Annotated in this window: 17 protein-coding genes; 1 reads left to right on the top strand and 16 read right to left on the bottom strand. The window is 60.2% G+C overall.

The features are described 5' to 3' along the window. Nucleotides 1–17 precede the first annotated feature (17 nt). The 15 genes from smc to HMPREF1206_RS06440 all read right to left on the bottom strand — a co-directional run bounded on the left by smc (nucleotide 18) and on the right by HMPREF1206_RS06440 (nucleotide 16,661). On the bottom strand, nucleotides 18–3,512 hold the full coding sequence (gene smc / locus HMPREF1206_RS06510; RefSeq protein ID WP_016422545.1) for a chromosome segregation protein SMC: 3,495 nt from the start codon (nucleotides 3,510–3,512) through the stop codon (nucleotides 18–20). An 88-nt stretch (nucleotides 3,513–3,600) separates the two neighbouring features. Next, the gene (locus HMPREF1206_RS06505; RefSeq protein ID WP_005509413.1) at nucleotides 3,601–4,917 is read right to left on the bottom strand and encodes an ammonium transporter; all 1,317 of its coding nucleotides are present in this window, start codon (nucleotides 4,915–4,917) and stop codon (nucleotides 3,601–3,603) included. A gap of 254 nt (nucleotides 4,918–5,171) precedes the next feature. Next, entirely contained in the window at nucleotides 5,172–5,453 is a 282-nt protein-coding gene (locus tag HMPREF1206_RS06500; RefSeq protein ID WP_005509493.1) for an acylphosphatase, read from the bottom strand. Then, nucleotides 5,443–6,903, bottom strand: coding sequence for a sodium:alanine symporter family protein (locus tag HMPREF1206_RS06495; RefSeq protein WP_016422544.1), 1,461 nt, complete (start codon nucleotides 6,901–6,903; stop codon nucleotides 5,443–5,445). The genes HMPREF1206_RS06500 and HMPREF1206_RS06495 overlap by 11 nt, the downstream gene beginning before the upstream one ends. A gap of 18 nt (nucleotides 6,904–6,921) precedes the next feature. After that, nucleotides 6,922–7,785: a bifunctional DNA-formamidopyrimidine glycosylase/DNA-(apurinic or apyrimidinic site) lyase gene (gene mutM, locus HMPREF1206_RS06490; RefSeq protein ID WP_016422543.1), complete on the bottom strand. Its 864-nt coding sequence runs from the start codon at nucleotides 7,783–7,785 to the stop codon at nucleotides 6,922–6,924. Continuing rightward, a complete protein-coding gene (rnc, locus tag HMPREF1206_RS06485; protein ID WP_005509488.1) occupies nucleotides 7,785–8,513 on the bottom strand; it encodes a ribonuclease III in 729 nt (242 codons plus the stop codon). Before rnc ends, mutM begins: the two co-directional genes overlap by 1 nt. Nucleotides 8,514–8,555: 42 nt before the next feature. Further along, nucleotides 8,556–9,116 (bottom strand): DUF177 domain-containing protein, encoded by a 561-nt coding sequence (locus HMPREF1206_RS06480; protein WP_016422542.1) that lies wholly within the window; start codon nucleotides 9,114–9,116, stop codon nucleotides 8,556–8,558. A gap of 29 nt (nucleotides 9,117–9,145) precedes the next feature. Next, entirely contained in the window at nucleotides 9,146–9,907 is a 762-nt protein-coding gene (locus tag HMPREF1206_RS06475) for a DivIVA domain-containing protein (protein WP_016422541.1), read from the bottom strand. A gap of 10 nt (nucleotides 9,908–9,917) precedes the next feature. Next, nucleotides 9,918–10,391 (bottom strand): pantetheine-phosphate adenylyltransferase, encoded by a 474-nt coding sequence (gene coaD / locus HMPREF1206_RS06470; protein ID WP_016422540.1) that lies wholly within the window; start codon nucleotides 10,389–10,391, stop codon nucleotides 9,918–9,920. A 45-nt stretch (nucleotides 10,392–10,436) separates the two neighbouring features. Beyond that, the gene (gene rsmD, locus HMPREF1206_RS06465) at nucleotides 10,437–11,003 is read right to left on the bottom strand and encodes a 16S rRNA (guanine(966)-N(2))-methyltransferase RsmD (RefSeq protein WP_016422539.1); all 567 of its coding nucleotides are present in this window, start codon (nucleotides 11,001–11,003) and stop codon (nucleotides 10,437–10,439) included. Further along, nucleotides 11,004–11,276 (bottom strand): acetyl-CoA carboxylase biotin carboxyl carrier protein subunit, encoded by a 273-nt coding sequence (locus HMPREF1206_RS06460; RefSeq protein ID WP_016422538.1) that lies wholly within the window; start codon nucleotides 11,274–11,276, stop codon nucleotides 11,004–11,006. A gap of 24 nt (nucleotides 11,277–11,300) precedes the next feature. After that, nucleotides 11,301–13,451 (bottom strand): ATP-dependent DNA helicase RecG, encoded by a 2,151-nt coding sequence (locus tag HMPREF1206_RS06455; protein WP_016422537.1) that lies wholly within the window; start codon nucleotides 13,449–13,451, stop codon nucleotides 11,301–11,303. Between the two features lie 4 nt (nucleotides 13,452–13,455). Next, nucleotides 13,456–14,982, bottom strand: a complete 1,527-nt coding sequence (locus HMPREF1206_RS06450; RefSeq protein WP_016422536.1) for a DAK2 domain-containing protein — start codon at nucleotides 14,980–14,982, stop codon at nucleotides 13,456–13,458. A gap of 6 nt (nucleotides 14,983–14,988) precedes the next feature. Then, nucleotides 14,989–15,654: a uracil-DNA glycosylase gene (locus HMPREF1206_RS06445; RefSeq protein WP_016422535.1), complete on the bottom strand. Its 666-nt coding sequence runs from the start codon at nucleotides 15,652–15,654 to the stop codon at nucleotides 14,989–14,991. Between the two features lie 50 nt (nucleotides 15,655–15,704). After that, a complete protein-coding gene (locus HMPREF1206_RS06440) occupies nucleotides 15,705–16,661 on the bottom strand; it encodes a thiamine-phosphate kinase (RefSeq protein ID WP_005509401.1) in 957 nt (318 codons plus the stop codon). 111 nt (nucleotides 16,662–16,772) lie between these two features. On the opposite strand from HMPREF1206_RS06440, the gene HMPREF1206_RS06435 reads away from it, so the two are divergent. Further along, nucleotides 16,773–17,753, top strand: a complete 981-nt coding sequence (locus HMPREF1206_RS06435; protein ID WP_016422534.1) for a DUF3515 domain-containing protein — start codon at nucleotides 16,773–16,775, stop codon at nucleotides 17,751–17,753. 10 nt (nucleotides 17,754–17,763) lie between these two features. Here the strand turns inward: HMPREF1206_RS06435 and HMPREF1206_RS06430 are convergent, their stop codons facing one another. After that, nucleotides 17,764–18,867 (bottom strand): D-alanine--D-alanine ligase family protein, encoded by a 1,104-nt coding sequence (locus tag HMPREF1206_RS06430; RefSeq protein WP_016422533.1) that lies wholly within the window; start codon nucleotides 18,865–18,867, stop codon nucleotides 17,764–17,766. Nucleotides 18,868–18,870 lie beyond the last annotated feature (3 nt).

The following is an 18,870-nucleotide window of genomic DNA, read 5'->3' as shown; positions in this document are numbered from 1 at the left end:
CCTCACTTACTCCGTGCTTACTCCGCTCCTGACGACGGAGTTGCGGATGCCGGTGACATTCGCTGCGAGATTACTCGAGTCACACCATCACCTCGCATGGTCACGCCGTAGAGCACATTCGCAACGTCCATTGTTGGCTTCTGGTGCGTAATGACAATCAGCTGACTGGTCGCGCGGAGTTCCTCGAGCAGCGCAATAAGGCGACGCAGGTTAACGTCGTCAAGCGCGGCTTCCACCTCGTCGAGTACGTAGAAGGGACTTGGGCGCGCGCGGAAAATAGCGACGAGCATTGCCAGCGCCGTCAGCGACTTCTCGCCGCCGGATAGCAACGACAGCCGCTTGACCTTTTTGCCCGGTGGGCGGGCTTCAACCTCGATACCTGTCGTGAGCAGGTCGTCCGGCTCAGTGAGAACCAGTCGTCCGTCGCCACCTGGGAAAAGCGTTTGAAAGACCGCGGGGAATTCTGCCTCGACGTCCTTCCACGCGTCTGTAAAGAGCTGCAGAATCGTGGCATCGACTTCCTCGACAACATCGGTGAGGTCCTGGCGGGCCTTGAGGACATCGTCGAGCTGCGTGGATAGGAAAGAGTAGCGCTCCTCCATCGCCTTATACTCCTCCAGCGCCAACGGGTTGACGCGGCCGAGCACACGCAGATCCTTCTCCGCCTGTTTGAGCTGCTTCGTCACGGCTGCGCGGTCGAAGTTCTCATCAGGAGCAAAGTCCGCGAGCAGGTCATCGACAGACAGCCCCAACTGGTCGACGATGCGCTCTGCAGCCTCGGTCACGCGAACCTGCGCCTGCGCACGGGCGATGTCTCCCTGGTGCGCGGAATCCGTTAGCTGTGCCAGCTCACGTTGCGCCGTATTCGCCTCCGTCCGGGCCGCCGATAGTGCCTGCGACACCGTCTTCTTCTGCGCCTCGGCATCGTCGCGATCGGCCTCTGCCCGCGCCAACGACACGTTGACCTTCGCGTGCAAGTCCTCAGCCAGCTCCGCGACAACTTCTGCCAATTCGCGCTGGGCAACCTTCGCCATTTGCGCCTGCTCATGGCGGGCCTTCGCTACGCGCTCCGACGCAGCCTGGCGACGGAGCCGCTCGGCCTTACCTCGTACACTCGACAGACGCTCCTCTGCCGTGCGCAGCGACAGACGCGCCTCTGTCTCCATGGCGCGCACCGTCGTCAGCGCCTCCGAGGCACGGTCACGTTCGCTTGTCGACGGTTCCCCCTCCTCGGGGTCACGGTCAACGCGAGCCAAGCGGTCTGCGACCTCAGCCAACTCCTTCTGGAGCTTCGTTACTCGGTCTGCGGCTTCGGCACCGCGCTGCTCAGCGCGTTCGGCATCATGCACCACGCCGGACAGCTGCGCTGTGGCCCGAGTTCGGGCATCCGTGAGGACCTTCATACGACTCTGATGCTCACGCAACGCAGCACGGGCGGCCGCCGCGTCAGTGCGGCGGTCCTCTTCTTCGGCCTGTGCACCGGAGAGCACACCACCGAGGTCACTCAAACGCACCTGTGCTTCTGCTAGTTCTTCGCGAGTCTTAGCAATGTCGGCGGCGATTTCCACACCTGATGCAGTGCCACCAGCACCGCCAGCTACCCAACCGGAGCCACGCAGCACACCATCGCGGTCAACAACGCGCAGTCGAGTATCCTGCGACACCAGCTCACGGGCAACGTGTTCGTCGTCGCAGGCCACGACATCAACGAGCAGAGAGGTCAACGAACCCGAAAGCCCCGCGGGCACCGTCACATAATCGAGCAGCCAGGATGCCTGTGCGGGCAGAGTGATGTCCAAGCGCCAGGAGTCGGATGCATCCGCAGAATTGATAACGACGGCACTACCCTTGCCCGCGGCCACCAGCTCGTCGATAAGCGAATCTCCACTGCCCTCGCTGACCAGTGCCTCGGCGGCCGCGCCGAGGGCGGCAGTGAGCGCTTTTTCCCAGCCAGCGTCGACATCGATGACTTCAGAGAGAACACCGAGCTCGTGCTTTTCACGTAGCCACGCGGTGCCGTCGTTGGCAGCGGCGGTGCGGGCGGTCTCCAGTGCTTCGATACGGGCGGACAAACCTGAGACACTGCGCTCGAGGTCGCGCTCGTCAGAGCGGAGTTCTTTCAACCGTGTAGAGGCCAGCTCTGCTTCTCGGTTGGCCTGTTCATAAGCACTCTGCAGCTCGGGACCTTCGAATTCGGCCTCGGCTAGTTCCTGCGCGGCGTTTTCCACGGCTTCGGTGGCATCGGCACGGCGTTCGTCGGCCTCATTGGTTTGCTCGGCAAGGCGTGCAGCTTCGGCTTCGGCGGCTTCCAATCGGGTGCGCAGAGATTCTTCTGCGGAAATGAGGCGGACCACGCCTTCGCGACGGTCTGCGATTGCGCGAACGGCCGCGAGGTGCTCCGCCTCGGCTTCGCGGAAGGTCTCCTCGGCGTCGAAGAGCCTTTCGCGGATTTCCTCCAGTTTTTCGCGGGCCTCTGCCTCAGCCTCAGCGAGCGTGGCTTCTTCGGTGGCGGCGTCGTCGGCACGCTGCTCCAGGAAGTCAGGGTCCGGGCCTACCCACGGAGCAACGGAGTGGTCGGCCGCGCGATCGGCGGCAATGCGGGCGGTGGCCTGAATACGCTCGCCGAGTGCAGAGAGACGGAACCACAAATCTCGGGCAGCATCGGCAGCTGGGGTGATGTCCTCCAGTTCGGCTTCAAGTTCGGCAGTGCGCTCAGCGGCAATCTCGGCTCGCTCCGTGGCGGTCTCCACCTTTTCCTCGATGAGCTTGGCTTGACCAGCAATGTCATTGAGGCTGTCCTGCAAATCCACGAAATCAGCCGCGGCCAGGCGTAACTTGGCGTCGCGCAGGTCTGCCTGTACAGTCTGGGCGCGAGAGGCGGCCTCAGCCTGACGCTTCAGCGGCTTGAGCTGACGGGAAAGCTCACCTGTCAGATCCTGCAATCGGTCGAGATTGGCCTGCATCGACTGCAGTTTGCGCTGCGCTTTTTCCTTGCGACGGCGGTGCTTGAGCACGCCTGCGGCTTCTTCAATAAACGCACGACGCTCCTCCGGCCGGGACTCCAGAATCTGCGAAAGCCGGCCCTGACCGACGATGATGTGCATCTCGCGGCCAATGCCGGTGTCGCTGAGGAGCTCTTGGACATCCATGAGCCGGACGCGAGAACCGTTGATTTCGTACTCACTTGCACCGTCGCGGTACATGCGACGCGTGACAGACACTTCCTTATATTGAATGGGAAGTGCCCCATCGGAATTGTCGATAGTAAGAGTTACCTCCGCGCGCCCCAAGGGCTTTCGCCCGGAAGTTCCCGCGAAGATGACATCTTCCATTTTGCCGCCGCGGAGGGTCTTGGCGGAGTGCTCGCCCATAACCCACGCGAGGGCATCGACGACATTCGACTTACCAGATCCATTCGGGCCGACAACTGCGCAGATGCCGGGCTCGAATTTCATCGTCGTCGCCGAAGCGAAGGATTTAAAGCCCTTCAGAGTCAGCGATTTCAAATACATGGGGCAATATCTTACCCGTAGTTACGGTTTGGAGCTGAATTACCCCAAGCACTCACTTAGTTACACAGCCTTGTTTACACAGCGCCGTTTACACAGCCGCCTGCTTGGCCGAAGTGTAGGCCGACTCACCGTGCTGAGCGACGTCAATACCAGAATGTTCCTGCTCGCCGTGGATACGCCAACCGACGGTTGCCTTCAGGACTCGGGCAATGATGTACGTCAGCACGCCCGAGAACACAGCTGCGATGACAGCAATAATGACCTGGATGGCAAACAACTTCAGGCCGTCGATGCCACCGCCGGTAAGCAGTCCGCGATCATTAGCCAGCAGGCCAACACCAATCGTTCCCCACATAGCTGCAACCAGATGCAGACCAACCACATCCAGGGTGTCATCGAAGTTGAATTTGTACTTTAAGCCAACTCCCCAGCAACCCAGCGCACCGCCGATATAGCCCAGAATGATTGAGGTCACTGGGTTCATATCTCCTGCGGCCGGAGTAATAGTCACAAGCCCTGCGATGACACCCGAAGCGGCGCCCAGCGAGGTGGGATGTCCATCACGAATACGCTCGAGTGAAATCCAGCCGAGCATCCCCACGCACGCTGCCACCGTCGTATTCAGCCATGCCAGACCAGCGACACCGTCGGCAGCAAATGCCGAACCGCCGTTGAAGCCAAACCAGCCGAACCACAGCAGTGCAGCACCCAGCATGACGAGTGGCAGGTTGTGCGGGCGATGCTGGCTGCCATCGATAGACTTGCGCTTGCCGACGATAATCGCCAGCACCAAAGCGGCGGTACCAGCAGCAATGTGCACAACCGTACCGCCAGCGAAGTCAATTGGAGCGATCAATGCTTCACCGTCAGCGGTCCCAAACAGCTTTGCCGAAAGGCTCTCTGCAGAGTGGCTCAGCAGACCACCGCCCCAGACCATGAAGGCCATTGGGAAGTACACCAGCGTTGTCCAGAAACCGACGAAGATCAACCAGGTGGAGAACTTCACACGTTCAGCCAGTGCACCGGAAATCAGCGCCACCGAGATAGAGCAGAACGTGAGCTGGAACCCGATGTCGATGATGTTCGGGTAACCATTTGCACCCGCAATGTAGTTGCCGTCGCCATCCGTAATCGAGTTACGCAGTCCGAAGAACTCGAACGGGTTGGCAAACACACCGCCAATCGACTGCGATCCGTAGGACATCGACCAGCCCCACAGCACGTAAATGGCACCGACAACGCCGACAGCACCAAAGCTCATCATCATCATGTTGAGCACCGACTTCTGTCGCGACATGCCGCCGTAGAACAGCGCGAGGGCCGGTGTCATGAGTAAAACCAACGAAGCTGACATCAGCATCCACGCTGAGTTTCCCGACTGTGCAATTACTTCTTCAGGCGTCATATGTGCCTCCCCTGTCTGTCAGTAGGTAGTTATTAACTTAAATCACTTTTCCTCCGTATTTGCGTATTCTTTTTCTCACTTGCGTAGCTTTTAAGCACTCTGGGAGCTCTTTAGCGTCCCAATCGACTACCTCAAGACAGGAAAAAATCCCCCGCTAACTGCGTAAAAACAATGACGCAGAGCGAGGGATAGAACGTTTCGAGTTTTTCGGTTTTCCTACACCGACATGGGGGGGGAAGACAGCTAGCACACGCTTAACGACGGTCAAACGTACTCAATGCACCCTTCGGTTCCTGCCATAACGGCACCACTGTCGTCACATCGCCCGGAGTATTCGGCCCCTCAAGCCAAGCGAGCAAACTCTCACAGTCTGCCCGTGGCCCTTCAGCAACAACTAACACCCGACCATCCGGGTAGTTCTGGGCATAACCAACCAACCCCAGCTCCAGTGCCGTCGCGCGGGTGTACCAGCGAAAACCGACACCTTGGACATGACCGTGTACCCACGCGGTGAGGCGGACGTCGTTAAGCGACATCGGACTCACGCACTGTCATCGGGTCGGAACCGTCCCAGCACTCAATTTTGTCGTGACCGCGGAGGTTAGGCAGATCATCGCGGTGGAATACCGGATTGAGCCCCTTGGCCTTCTGCTCAGAGTAGTTCCGCAGAAGCGCGACGGCTACGCCACCCAGCGGCAAAATCGCGATGATATTGATGGTGGCCATGAGTGCGGAGAAAGTATCTGCAAGCGACCAGACGAGCGGCACGGAACCGACAGCTCCACCAATCACACACAGGATGACCAGGATGCGCACGGTGTTCAGGACAGCCTTGCTCTTAGACAGAAATGGGATATTCGCTTCGGCGTAGTAGTAGTTGCCCACCAGCGAGGAGAACGCCAGGAAGAAGATGATGACCGTAACCGCGTGGATTGCCCACGTGCCCACCTGCGCCGACAGCGCGGCCTGAGTCAGCGCGGTGCCCTCCGCATCACCGCCAAATGTCGGATCGGACAGCAGGATGATCACTGCGGTGATGGTACAGACGACCCAGGTGTCGAAGTAGACACCCATCGTCTGGATGAGACCCTGCTTGACCGGGTGCGAAACCGACGCCGTCGCCGCCGCATTCGGAGTGGAACCCATACCGGCCTCGTTGGAGAACAGGCCGCGGCGAATACCCTGCATCATGGCAGTACCGACAGCGGCACCGGTAATCTCGCGGATACCGAAGGCGTGCTCAAAAATCAGCTTGATCATGCCCGGCACCTCGGTGATGTTGAGAGCCAAGACAATCAGACCGAGGATAATGTAAGCCACGGCCATAATCGGCACGACGATCTGCGTCACCGCCGAAATACGCTGCACACCACCGAAGATGATGACGCCGGCCAAGATTGCCAGCACAATGCCGACACCGAACTTAAAAATCGGCGTTTCCTGACCAGTCGACTCCGCCACAGCCGCCGTGATCGAGTTGGACTGCACCGCGTTGAACACGAAACCGTAGGTCACCGTGATAGCGATGACGAACAGCGATGCCATCCAGCGCCAGTTCTCCCCTAGCCCCTTGGTGATGTAGTAGGCCGGGCCTCCTCGGTAAGAGTCCTTATCCCGCACCTTGTACAGCTGTGCCAGCGTAGACTCCACGAAGCTGGTTGCGCCACCAATCGCGGCGAGTAGCCACATCCAAAACACGGCGCCCGGGCCACCGGTGGTGATCGCTACCGCCACACCTGCGACGTTGCCGGTACCAACGCGCGAGGCCGCCGAGATAGTAAAGGCTTTAAAAGCCGAAATACCCTTGACACCCTCCGAGATGTCCGAAGGCTTTTCAGTGATAGCCTTGAACATCTCCGGGATGTACCGAAGCTGCACGACAATGGTCCGCCAACAGAAGTACAAACCTGTACCAATCAGCAGAACAATCATGAACAGCCAGTACTTGTCATTCCAAGCATTTACCCAGTCGGTTGCTTGCTCCATGAAACTCATAAGGAAATTCTAGCGTTGACAGGTGGGACACAGATAACTCGATCTATTCCCAAATGGCAGACGGACAATGTCGCGCCCACACCTCGGGCACGGCTCCCCCTCCTGTCCATAGGCGTTCAAGCTCCGCTCAAAATAGCCACTTTCGCCGTTGACATGCACATATAACGCATCGAAGCTCGTGCCACCCGCCGCCAGCGCCCGCTCGAGTACCGATTGTCCCTCGCGCAAAAGTTTCGCTAAACGACGGACCGAAAGGTCACACGCCGGCACGCGACCATCGACCTTCGCCGCCCAAAGCATTTCGTCGGCATAGATGTTGCCGATGCCCGACACAATGTTCTGGTTGAGCAATACTGCCTTAATCGGCGATCGCGACTTCATCATGCGGTGTGCAAGTGCAACCACATCGACGGTGGGCTCCAACAAATCGGGCGCGATCTTGGCTGCGGGTTCCGGAACAAAGCGACCGTGAGATTCGACCAGTTCACAAGCCCAAACCCAACCAAAGGTGCGCTGATCGTTGAAGTTGATTAGGTGCCGAGCGCCGTCCGGCAGGGCGATGTCGAAAGCGGCTCGGGTGTGACGGCCAGATAGCGTATTAGGAGTATACGGGGCTTCCACACGCAATTGGCCGCTCATGCCCAGGTGGATGGCGATTGCGGAGTCGTCGTCAAGCGTGAGCCACATGAACTTGCCGCGGCGATCCGAAGCGACAACCGTGCGCCCGCGCGTACGACCGATAAATTCTGCGGCGCCACCGGGTTGGCGCCGCACGGCACGAGCGTTGTAGACGAAGGAATCGTCGATGCGGCCACCGACGACGTAAGTGTCGAGACCGCGGCGTACGGACTCGACTTCAGGAAGCTCGGGCATTAGGCCAGTGCAGTATGCGCCTGATGCGCGGCGTGCATCTCGGCTTCCTTCTTCGTGGCACCGGTACCGCTGCCCTTGACCACGCCGTCAACCAGCACGTCGACGTAGAAGGTTAGGTCATGGTCGGGGCCGGTGGTGCGCACGGTGTACTCGGCAGCCGGTAATTGCTTGGCCGCCAGGCGCTCCTGCAGCAGCGTCTTCCAGTCACGGCCGCGGGACTCCGTCGGGGCATCGTCAATCATCTGGTTGAACAGGCGAAGCACAGTCTCGCGGGCAACCTCGAAGCCATGTTGCAAGTAAATGGCACCCAGCAGCGCCTCGGTGGTGTCAGCGAGAATCGAGTGCTTGTCCGCGCCACCGGTGGCCTTCTCACCGCGGCCGAGGAGAATGTGCTCCCCCAATCCGATGCTGCGGGCCAGGTCAGCCAGCGCGTACATGTTCACGACACCTGCGCGCATCTTGGAAATATCCTGCTCAGCGCGGTCCGGGAAGCGACGGTAGAGTTCTTCAGCAACGCACACGCCCAGCACGGCGTCGCCCAGGAACTCTAGACGCTCGTTATTGGTCAGCATGCCATTTTCATTTGCGAAACTGCGGTGGGTCAGAGCGAGCTTCAGGGACTCCTCTGGTAGCTCAACACCGAGTTTATCCAGCAGCGGGGCGTGATCGACGGCCTCGAAGGCCGCCTTCCTAGCCGCCTCACCGGTTAGCCGACGCTTGCGGCTCATCCGTTATATCTCCTTTAAATTCTTCGTCTAAGTCGTCGTCGATTACTTATCGTCGCCGAGCGAGCCAAACTTTTCCGCCAGGCCAGCCCAACGCGGATCAATACGTTCCTCTTCACCCGAGATGCCGTCTGGTTCGGGCACTTCCGAGTCCGACTCAGCACAGCTGGAATCGAAATCCAGACAGGTCGGATTGAAGGGCAGGTTCAAGCCCGCCTCATCGATGACGGCTTGAGTGATATCCACCGTATTGTCGACGATCTGGCCAACCTCGTCCTCGAGGTCTTCTTCCTCGGCATCGTCGCCTGTGATGAAGTCCTCGTTGTTGGAAAACACAGCCGAAATGTGGAAGCTGAGGTCCGGATTCAGCGGGGCTAGGCAGCGCACGCACTCGCCGGTGGCCTTGGCAGTCACAGTCGCGTCAACCATGACACCACTGCCGAGGTTCGTGACAATGCCGTCAACGACAACCTCCTCGCCAGCGGCGATGCCAATCATCTCGACACCAACGCGGACAGGGCTATCGCCTACCTTGCGGAACTGCTCGGGCATGCCACCCTGCAGACATGTCGAAACGTCCAGAACAAATGGGGATGAGTCAGTCATGATAGGCCTCAGTCTACCCCGAAGATGCGCTAACGCTCGTACCGGCGGCGTTCCTGGCCCTCGGAGAAGGAAGACGGCGCGTTCTGTGCCCCTGCACCACCGCCGACGGCACCGGCCCCCGAACGCAATACAGAGCGATTACGACCGACATTGCGCAGGGTCTCCTGGAGAGTCTGTTCAAACTCGGCGAGCTTAGAGTCAACGTAGCGGTCACACTCTTCGCGGAGGCGAGAGGAATCCGCGTGCGCGTCGGAGAGCAGACGATTCGCCTCGTCGTTGGCTTCGCGGACGACCGTCGACTCAGCGACCAGGCGAGCCTGCTCCTCACGGCCTTCCGCAACGGAACGCTCGTAGGATTCGTTACCAGCGTGAATCAGGCGATCGGACTCGGCAGAAGCACGATCCACAATGCTGTCGTACTCGTGCTGAGCATCCTCGCGGAGACGACGGGCGTCGTCCTCAGCGGCCGCGACGGTGCCAGCCGCGTGGGCATTGGCATCCTCGACGGTGTGGTTAGCGCGGGCCTCGGCCTCGTCGACAATGCGATGGGCTTCTTCATCCGCAGTCGAAATGGTGTTGTTCGCCCGGGCTTCAGCATCGTTGATAATCTCATCCCGCTGGTCCAAGACGTCCTGCGCGTCATCGAGCTCAGCCGGGAAAGCATCCCTCAGCTCATCGAGCAACTCGAGAACACGCTGACGCGGAACCATACAATTGGCCGACAGTGGCACGCCGTGTGCCTCTTCTAGGATCTGGACCAGTTCATCAAGAGATTCGAAGACGCGAAACATGACTTACATGCTACTTCAGTCGGCGCTGCAGGGCGTGCAAGACAGGCTCAGGAACTAGCCCTTCCACCGAACCGCCGTAGCGAACAACTTCCTTCATCAGTGTCGACGACACATGACCGTACTTCGGATCAGCCTCCACAAAGAGAGTCTCAATGCCAGTCATGCGCCGATTCATCTGCGCCATGGGAGCCTCGTACTCGTAGTCCGCTGCCGAGCGCAGCCCCTTGACCAGACAGGTGATGCCCTGCGCGGAGGTGTAGTCAACCAACAGCTTCGACCAGGAGTCCACCTGCACATTGTCCAAGTGCTGCGTGCACTGCCGAATGAGGTCCATGCGCTCTTCGACGTTGAACATGCCCTGCTTATTCGGGTTGTGGGTAACCAGCACGGTCACCTGATCGAATTGGCGCGCGGCACGCTCAATCACATCGAGGTGACCAGAGGTCATGGGATCGTAGGAACCGGGGCAACATGCATGAGTCATAGAGGTCAAACCACCTTTGGCCGTCGTAAAGCGTAAAGAAGAACGTCAAGCGCTGTAGATAGCGGTGTCGAAGCGCGCCAAACCGTGAATACGACGCTTCAGCTTCTGCTGGAGCTGCTCGTAGCCCTGGGGCCACTGCGTCTCCTCGTCATCGCGGTGACGCTCCACAGTCACGACCGCGCCCGGCGCGAGGAAGCTGCGCAGCGCCTCGAGCATCTCTGTAACGGCCTCCCCCGCCAGCTCATAGGGCGGATCCGCGATGACGCGGTCAAAAGGCTCGCCCGGCGCGCCGGCAAGGTACGACGACACTTTCATCGGTGACACGGAAACATCGGGATGCCCCACGGTGCGAATGTTCTTTTCAATAGCGGCAATGGCGTTCGAATCGTTTTCCACCAACACGACGGAACGCGCGCCGCGCGAAGCCGCTTCCAAACCGAGCGCACCCGAGCCAGCGAACAGGTCGAGAACGCGAGTTCCCTCTAGCCCAAAGCGTGTGGACCAGGAAGAAAAGATGGCTTCCTTCGCGCGGTCACTGGTTGGCCGAGTGGTCTCTCCCTTGGGCGCGACTAGCCTACGACCGCGCGCCTCACCTGCAATAATGCGGGTCATCTACTTCCCTTCGTGCGATGTGTTCTCGTTGCCGTTGTTTGGTGCCGTGGCGCTGTGAGTTGCTGGCGTGATTCGTGCCAGCAACTGACCACCTTCGACATCCACAAATTGATCTGCCGCCACCTCCGCGACCGTACCCGGGCAGGGCGCTACAACCGGCGCTTCTAGCTTGACGGCCTCCACGACCGCAATTACCTGACCGGTCGTCACCGAGTCTTTCTCGGCGACCTCCCAGCGGACTACTCCTGCAAAAGGTGCACAGACATTTACCATGCCCAACAGTCTACTTAGGTCTTACTAGGAGCGGTCCAAGTAGTTCGACTGCTCTTCATCGATATCGGAGATGAGCTCCCCCACAAGCCTCTCGTCAACGTCGAGGAGAGCTGTGGCATCGTGACGGGTGCGCTCGATGATTTCGCCGTCGGTGGTGAGGTCCACCAGGCCGAGGCCTGTGGCCAGTCCCGATTGGTCATCGCCGAGCAGATCGCCGAAACTACGCGTGGCCAGGTCCAACTCCGCCAGCTGAATGCCGTCGGTGGTGGCGGCAATGCGTTCCAGCCGGGTGCGCTCCGGTGTCTGCGAATGCGTGTGTGTACACAGGAAGCACAGTCCACCCCGGTCACCACGGCCGACTCGACCGCGCAGCTGGTGAATCTGCGAGATGCCGTAGCTCTCGGCACGGCGAATCATCATAATCGTGGCCTCTGGCACATCCACGCCGACTTCGATAACTGTGGTGGACACCAGCACATCCAGCTGTCCTGTGGCAAAGGCCTGCATCACGCGGTCTTTGTCCTCCGGTGCCATGTTGCCGTGCAACTGACTGATACGTACACCGGGCAGTTTCTTCCTCGCTCGGTCGAATACCGCTTCCACGGACTCGTCGAGGAACTGTTCCTCATCGCGGGTAATGCGGGGACAGACAATGAAGGCGCGGTTGCCCTTGGCCACTTCTTCCGCAATGCGCTCCCAGGTTCGTGCCTCCCAGCGGGGTTTCTCCAGCGTCGGTACGACAAAGGATTGGATCTCCTGACGTCCCCGTGGCAATTCCGTCAACTGCGAAACTGCGAGGTCGCCAAAAATGGTCATCGCTACCGTGCGCGGAATCGGGGTTGCCGACATCACCAACAGATGCGGTGTCATTCCACCCCGTCCCCTGCTGCGCAACTGATCGCGCTGGCGCACACCAAAGCGGTGCTGCTCATCGACGACCACCAACCCGAGATCGAAGAACTCCACGCCCTCACTGAGCAGGGCATGCGTGCCGACGACAATGTCAGCCTCCCCGTTGACTGCCTCCAACAGGGTTGCCCGGCGCTCCTTCGTCGACATCGATCCCGTCAGCAGTCGCACAGTCACGGCTACTCCAGCTTGCTCCAGCATCGCTGTCAGTGAGCGGTAGTGCTGTTGGGCCAGGACTTCCGTAGGCGCCAGCATCGCGCACTGTCGGCTGGCATCGACTGCTTGCAGCATTCCCAATAGGGCCACCACGGTCTTACCCGAGCCGACTTCACCTGCTAGCAGGCGGTTCATTGGGTTAGGCCTCGCCATATCGTCCGCAATATCGGCTGCGACCGCGACCTGACCGTCGGTAAGCGAAAACGGCAACCCCCGGCGCAGCTCGTCGCGTAGCCCCCCGGCGACTTCCATGCAGGCCGGAGCGGTGAGGCTCGCTTGAGTACGCTTGCGTGCACCAACGGCGAGCTGGAGCTCAAGCGCTTCGTCGTACTTCAGTCGGGCAAGCGCGATGTCGGGGCCCGCGATGGAGGGAAAGTGTGCGCCACGCAGTGCGGAGTCGAAATCGGTAAGTCCCTCCGGCGTGGCGGGCAATGGGTCTGGCTGCAGCGGTAACCATTCGAGGATGCGCTGCATGTACAGAGCCAGGTGAATACCCGCTACTCCTTTGCGGCCACGGTAAATGGGCAGATAGGGGCGCGTGAGCAGCCGCTGCATCTCCGCAATCCCCTTGGCTGTCTTCGTCAGTGTGGCCAGCTTTCCAGTGGCTGCGCCTACCGAACCATCGGCTTTGAGCACCATGCAGTCAACATTTTTCAGCTGCAGCTCATTGCGGAACTCGCTGAGCGTACCAACAATGAGCAGACGCACACCCGGGTGCAACATATTTCGCAGCCACTCGGCACCGAAAATCGCGGCAGGAAGAATGCGCACGCCGTCGCTGACATAGATTTTCAGTGGCTTGCGTCGGTCGGCGAAGGCGGGCGCTGGCGCAATGCTGTGCACCTCCACGACGGTGGTGATGGTGTCGCCAATGTCGGAAAATGACACATCTAAGCTCTTACCCTGCGCCACATACCGCTTTGGGAAACTCGTCAGCGCATCCGAGACGGTCTCCATACCAAAAGCTGCGTGAAGCTTCTTCGCAATCTTTGGCCCCACCACGATGTTCAGGGGCGTGCGCGCATAATCCGAGCCGAGCCATCCGAGCATCGTGCTACTCGATTCCTATCTGCACCGGCTCCTCGATGCCGGTTGCATCATAGGCTACGACCTCCACAGGCTTGTCCAGCCGCGCCCGCACTTCCGCTATGTCCACGCCTTCAGCTCCGCGCCCGAGCAGCAGAGTCACTAGTTCCCCGCCGCCAGCCAACAGGTCTGAGATGGTCTCTGTGAGCGCGTCAGTCAAGGGCTTATCGACGTCCGCAGCGACTACAGCCGTTCGCGTGCCATTGGCAGCCTCGCCCATCGCATACGCGGCGACCGCCAGCGGCAGCTCAGCCGAATGCACGGCCAAGGCAGCAAGGCCAGCCGGAATGGAGTCTGTGGACACTACCGCGAGTGTCGGATTAGCCGCGGCAGCAGCGAATTCGATATCCGCCAATTCCTGGTCGCTTACTAGACCATTTGGCAGCAGGATAACCTCGTCCGCGCCCCTCATGGCAGTCAGTGCCTTGGTGACCACATTGTCAGCGAACTCCTGGTCGGCGATGGCTGCGCGATCTGTGGGAGTGGATGTGGGAGTCGGAGCGGGGGTCGGGCTGATAGCAATTGCTCCCGAGGAGGTGATGAGGTCTTTCAGCGGACCGTCTGGCACTACCGCAATGAGGATGCGAGTGGACTCAGGTGTTGGCGCCGGCTCATCGAGTACCTCGATGCGGATGCCCACCGGACGACCGAAATCAAGTGCCGCCTCAATAACCGCGCCCGGCTCCGCTGTGTGGATATGCACCATGTACTGCGCGGCCTCCGCATTACCAGTATCACCTGCGATGATGAGCGAATTTCCCAACGGGTTTAACCGCTCTCGCAGCGCTTCCACCGCCTGGGTATCCGCCAAGGAAATCAGGTACATGACCTCCATCTCAACGGTGGCTACCTGTGGCGCGTCGACATGCAAATCGACCGGTGCGGCTGCGCGGCCGCTGACTTCGTCGGCAAGCGCGTCGAGCAGAATGACCAACCCCGCGCCGCCGGCGTCGACCACGCCCGCCTGCTGCAGTGCCGGGAGCTGGTTGGGGGTTTTCGCCAGCGCATCGCGAGCGGCATCCGCGATTGTGTCGGCGAGCTCCTCAATCGAGTCGCCCTCGAATTCCTCCGCGGCTATCGCGGCGTGCCGCAGGACTGTCAGGATCGTGCCCTCCACCGGATTGGCAATCGCCTGGGAGACATGTTGCACAGCTAGCTTTAGCGAGTGCTGCACCGACTCAACGCCAATGCCACTGCCGGAGGCAGCCTCAGCCACCGCGCGAAAAACCTGCGAGAGCACAGTGCCCGAATTACCGCGGGCACCACGCACCGCACCGGCAGCCAGGGCCGCGGTGACTACGCGAACATCGGAAGCGTCAGCCTTTTGCGCTTCCTCATAGGCCGAACTCAACGTCGCGAGCATATTCGACCCGGTATCGGAATCCGGTACTGGGAAGACATTGAGACTGTTGATCTCATCGCGGCGGGATTGAAGCGCATCAATACCCCGAGCAACCCAGCCGACAATGGCGGCAGAACCAATCTGCAAAGACATGAATTCCTATTCTAGCGTCCAGTCGATAGGGGTAGCTCCCTGACGAATCAGCGACTCGTTGGCCCGGCTGAACGGGCGCGACCCGAAGAACCCACGGGATGCCGACAGCGGTGACGGGTGCGGCGAACAGATGCAGTCCACGCCCGGGAGCCAACGCTGCAAGCTCTGCGCGTCGCGTCCCCACAGAATTGCCACGAGAGGCTGATCACGGGCGACCAGTGCTTTAATGGCATGCTCCGTGATTGCCTCCCAGCCCTTACCGCGGTGCGAGGCAGCAGCACCCGGGCGTACGGTCAGCACACGGTTGAACAGGGCCACGCCCTGCCTACTCCACGGAGTGAGGTCACCGTTGGAAGGAGTCGGGAGCCCCAGGTCGGAGGAGTACTCCTTAAAAATGTTCGCCAACGACCGCGGTACCGGCCTCACATCCGGCTGGACTGAGAAGCTAAGCCCCATCGCATGCCCCGGGGTCGGGTACGGGTCCTGGCCGATAATGAGCACCTTGACCTCATCGAATGGGTAAGTAAAGGCGCGCAGCACATCGGTGCCCGCGGGCAGGTAGCCGTAGCCGGCCGCGTTTTCCTCGCGCAGGAACTGCCCCATCCGGTGGATGTCATCGGCCACTGGCTCCAGCGCCTTCTGCCACCCTTCTTCGACCGGCAACGGATCCATGTCATGCAGCCTTTCTTCTCAAGACTTCTTCAAACTCTTAATTCAAACTCTTAAAAGGAAACCCAACCGGCATCGCGGGCAGGAGGCTTGCCGTCGATAAGCACCGAATCGAACTTTTCCTTCGACACCGTGCCGATAGCGCGGAACCCCGTCGGAGGCTCCCCCGGCGTCGAACCGATCAGTGTGTGGTCCTCCCCGCCGGTGAGCACCCACTCCCACGGGTCGATGCCCAGGTATTCGCCAGCGGCAATCTGCAACTCATCGGGCGCAATGGCATTGCTGTCAACTTCCAAAGTAACCCTGGAGGCCTGCGCAATAGCGCGGAGATCCACCACCAGTCCATCGGAATTGTCCGTCAGTGAACGCACACCTGTGGCCCGCGCCGTGGCACCCCTGCGGTATTCAAATTCGGGCGTACAGTGTGCTGCCACCAACTGTGCAAACTCACGTGGAACCTTCGCCGGGCTTCCGCAGTGCTGCAGCAGCGCAAGGCCCGCCGCGGAGTAGCCAATGCGTCCCGACGCAATCACCGTATCCCCCGCGCGTGCCGCTGAGCGCAGCAGCGGCCGTCCCAGCCCACCGAGTTCGCCCATCGCGCTGATGGAAATCACCAGAGAATCTCCGCTGACCATGTCACCGCCGACGAGTTCCGCCGGACATTGCTTGCCTTCCTGCCACAATCCCTCGGCGATCCCGGTGACAACACTCACCGGAGTATGCAACGGTGCTGAAATGGCGAAAAGCATGGCCGTTGGACGCGCACCCATCGATTCGATGTCGGCGAAATTCTGTACTGCGGCCTTAGCTCCAACTTGCTGGGGTGTCGACCAGTCCAGACGGAAGTGGCGCCCCTCCACCAGCATGTCGGTGGAGGTGACAAAGCGGGCGTTGGGAGTTGTCTGCGTCAAGACGGCGGCATCGTCGCCATTGCGTGCCGACGGGGCGATAGCCCGGATGGCCTCAATGACCCCAAACTCGCCAATATCGCCAATGGTCAATTCAGTCACAGTGTCGTGTCACATTCCTAATAGTCGATGGTTGACCGTTAATAGCGGAACCCGTCTCGGTATTGCCCCCAACCAATTGGAGTTGGTACCGGACAACGTAGAATCAGGCCCATGGTAGACGCACCCCCATCGGGAGAAACAGTTCAGTCCAAGGGTAGCCGGACACGCGCGGGCATCGCACTCGTTATCGCCATTATCTCTATCCTCGGCATCATTTTTGCCGCAAAGATTTACCAGGATAATCAGGCGGCGAAGCCAGTCGCGATTTCCAACCCGGAGCTTCCCGCCAATGACTCGCCTGAATGTGCGGAACTGCTCGACCGACTGCCAGATCGCGCCGCAGGTCTGGTTCGCGCCGACATTGCAGAGCCAGCTCCAGAAGGTGCCGCTGTGTACCGAAACTTGGAACAAGACCGCATCACGCTGCGCTGTGGCGCGAACGTACCTAGCCAGTACAACGAACTGGCTAAGACCGAAGAGGTCAAGGGCATTTCGTGGCTGCGTGTTGTCGACAGTACCGACGAGTCTTTGGCGACTTGGTTCACCGTCGGGCGCGAACCGGTTGTTGCAATTACCGCCGAAGGTAATGCAGAGGCGGAGGATGCCCTGAGTGACCTCGCCGAGGCGCTGCGCCCGGACTCCGAGTACAAGAACAAGCCGGAGCGCGGCGGCGTCCCACTGGTAGAACTGGCAGCTCCGGAAGCTGATAAGCGCTGCAGCGGCTTGGAGGCTGCCCTCCCCCGCGAGCTTGGCAACCGTCACCGTCTGAACGCAGAGGAAATGCCGGCTGACATGCCGAAGGACATGGTCATTTGGGGCGGCACCCCAGCCGATCCGGTGGTGCTGCGCTGTGGTGTCGACGAGCCGGCTGGCTATAGCACCACCACGCAGCAGCTGACGCAGGTTGGCGACATTGTCTGGTTCAACGAACCAACGCTTTCCTCCGGTACCTCCGCCACCTGGTACGCCATGGGCCGGGAGCGCTTCGTCGCCGTTGAAATGCCGATGTCGGAGGCCAGCTCACTGATGCCGGTGCTCTCCTCGGTCATCGCGGACAACCTGGAGAACATCTCGCCGAGCGAAGAAAAGTAAGAACCAACTTCTATCGACGAGCTACCAGCGCCCGCTCAATCAGGGCGCTGAGCAGCTCCTCGTAGGCAACACCGGAAGCCGCAAACATCTGCGGGTACATCGAAATCGGGGTAAAGCCCGGCATGGTGTTGACCTCATTGATAATCGGGCCATTATCCGTGACAAAGAAGTCCACGCGAGTCAGCCCATCAGAGCCCAGTGCCCTGAACGCCCGACGAGCATCCGTGTCCAGTGCCTTCAAAACATCCTCCGGCAGCTCAGCCGGGATCTGCGCCGAGACGACATCATCCAAGTACTTGGTCTCAAAACCGTAGAAGCCCTCGTCAGAGTCCTCCGTGCCACGCAGCAACGACGGAACTGATACCTGCAGGCTGCCGTCAGCGCGCTGCAGCACACCAATCTCCACTTCGGCGCCGTCTACACCGGCCTCTACAATGACCTTCCAGTCGTGCTCTCGGGCCAGCTCTACCGCCGCATCCAGATTCGCCCAATCATCCACGCGGGAAATGCCAATCGACGATCCACCACGGGCAGGTTTAACGAACACCGGCAGGCCAAGGGTCTCCTTGTCCTCGTCGGAAAGCGACTCGCCGATATGCAAAACAACCTGCTTGCCGATAGGAAGCCCCGCTGCCTGCAAGAGATTCTTCGTGCGTTCCTTATCCATACCCGCCGCGGAAGCGAGCACGCCCGGGCCAACATAAGCAATCCCGGAAAGCTCAAAGAGCCCCTGAATCGTGCCGTCCTCGCCGTGCGGACCGTGGAGTACCGGGAAGATAACGTCGACGGTGTCGAAAACCTCGCCGGCGCGATCACCGGTGACGAAGCGGAATTCACCGCGGCGTGACGGCGAGGTGCTCAGCGCAACTTCCTCGCCCGGGATGACCTCCGGCATCGTACGCCCCTGCGTGCGCAGCGTATCCGTCTCACGCGTCCCGACGGTCCAGACACCATCCTTGGTAATACCAATGGGAACCACTCGGAAGCGGTCCTCATCCAGGTGATCCATAATTGCGCCGGCCGAGACACAGGAGACGCTGTGCTCAGGGCTTGCGCCACCGTAGATGACGGCGACGGAAATGCGATCTGCAGACGAGCTATTCGACGAAGTCATGGT

This window comes from Corynebacterium sp. HFH0082, from assembly GCF_000411235.1.
Lineage (GTDB): Bacteria > Actinomycetota > Actinomycetes > Mycobacteriales > Mycobacteriaceae > Corynebacterium > Corynebacterium jeikeium_D.
This window is presented reverse-complemented; position numbering and strand designations above follow the sequence as displayed.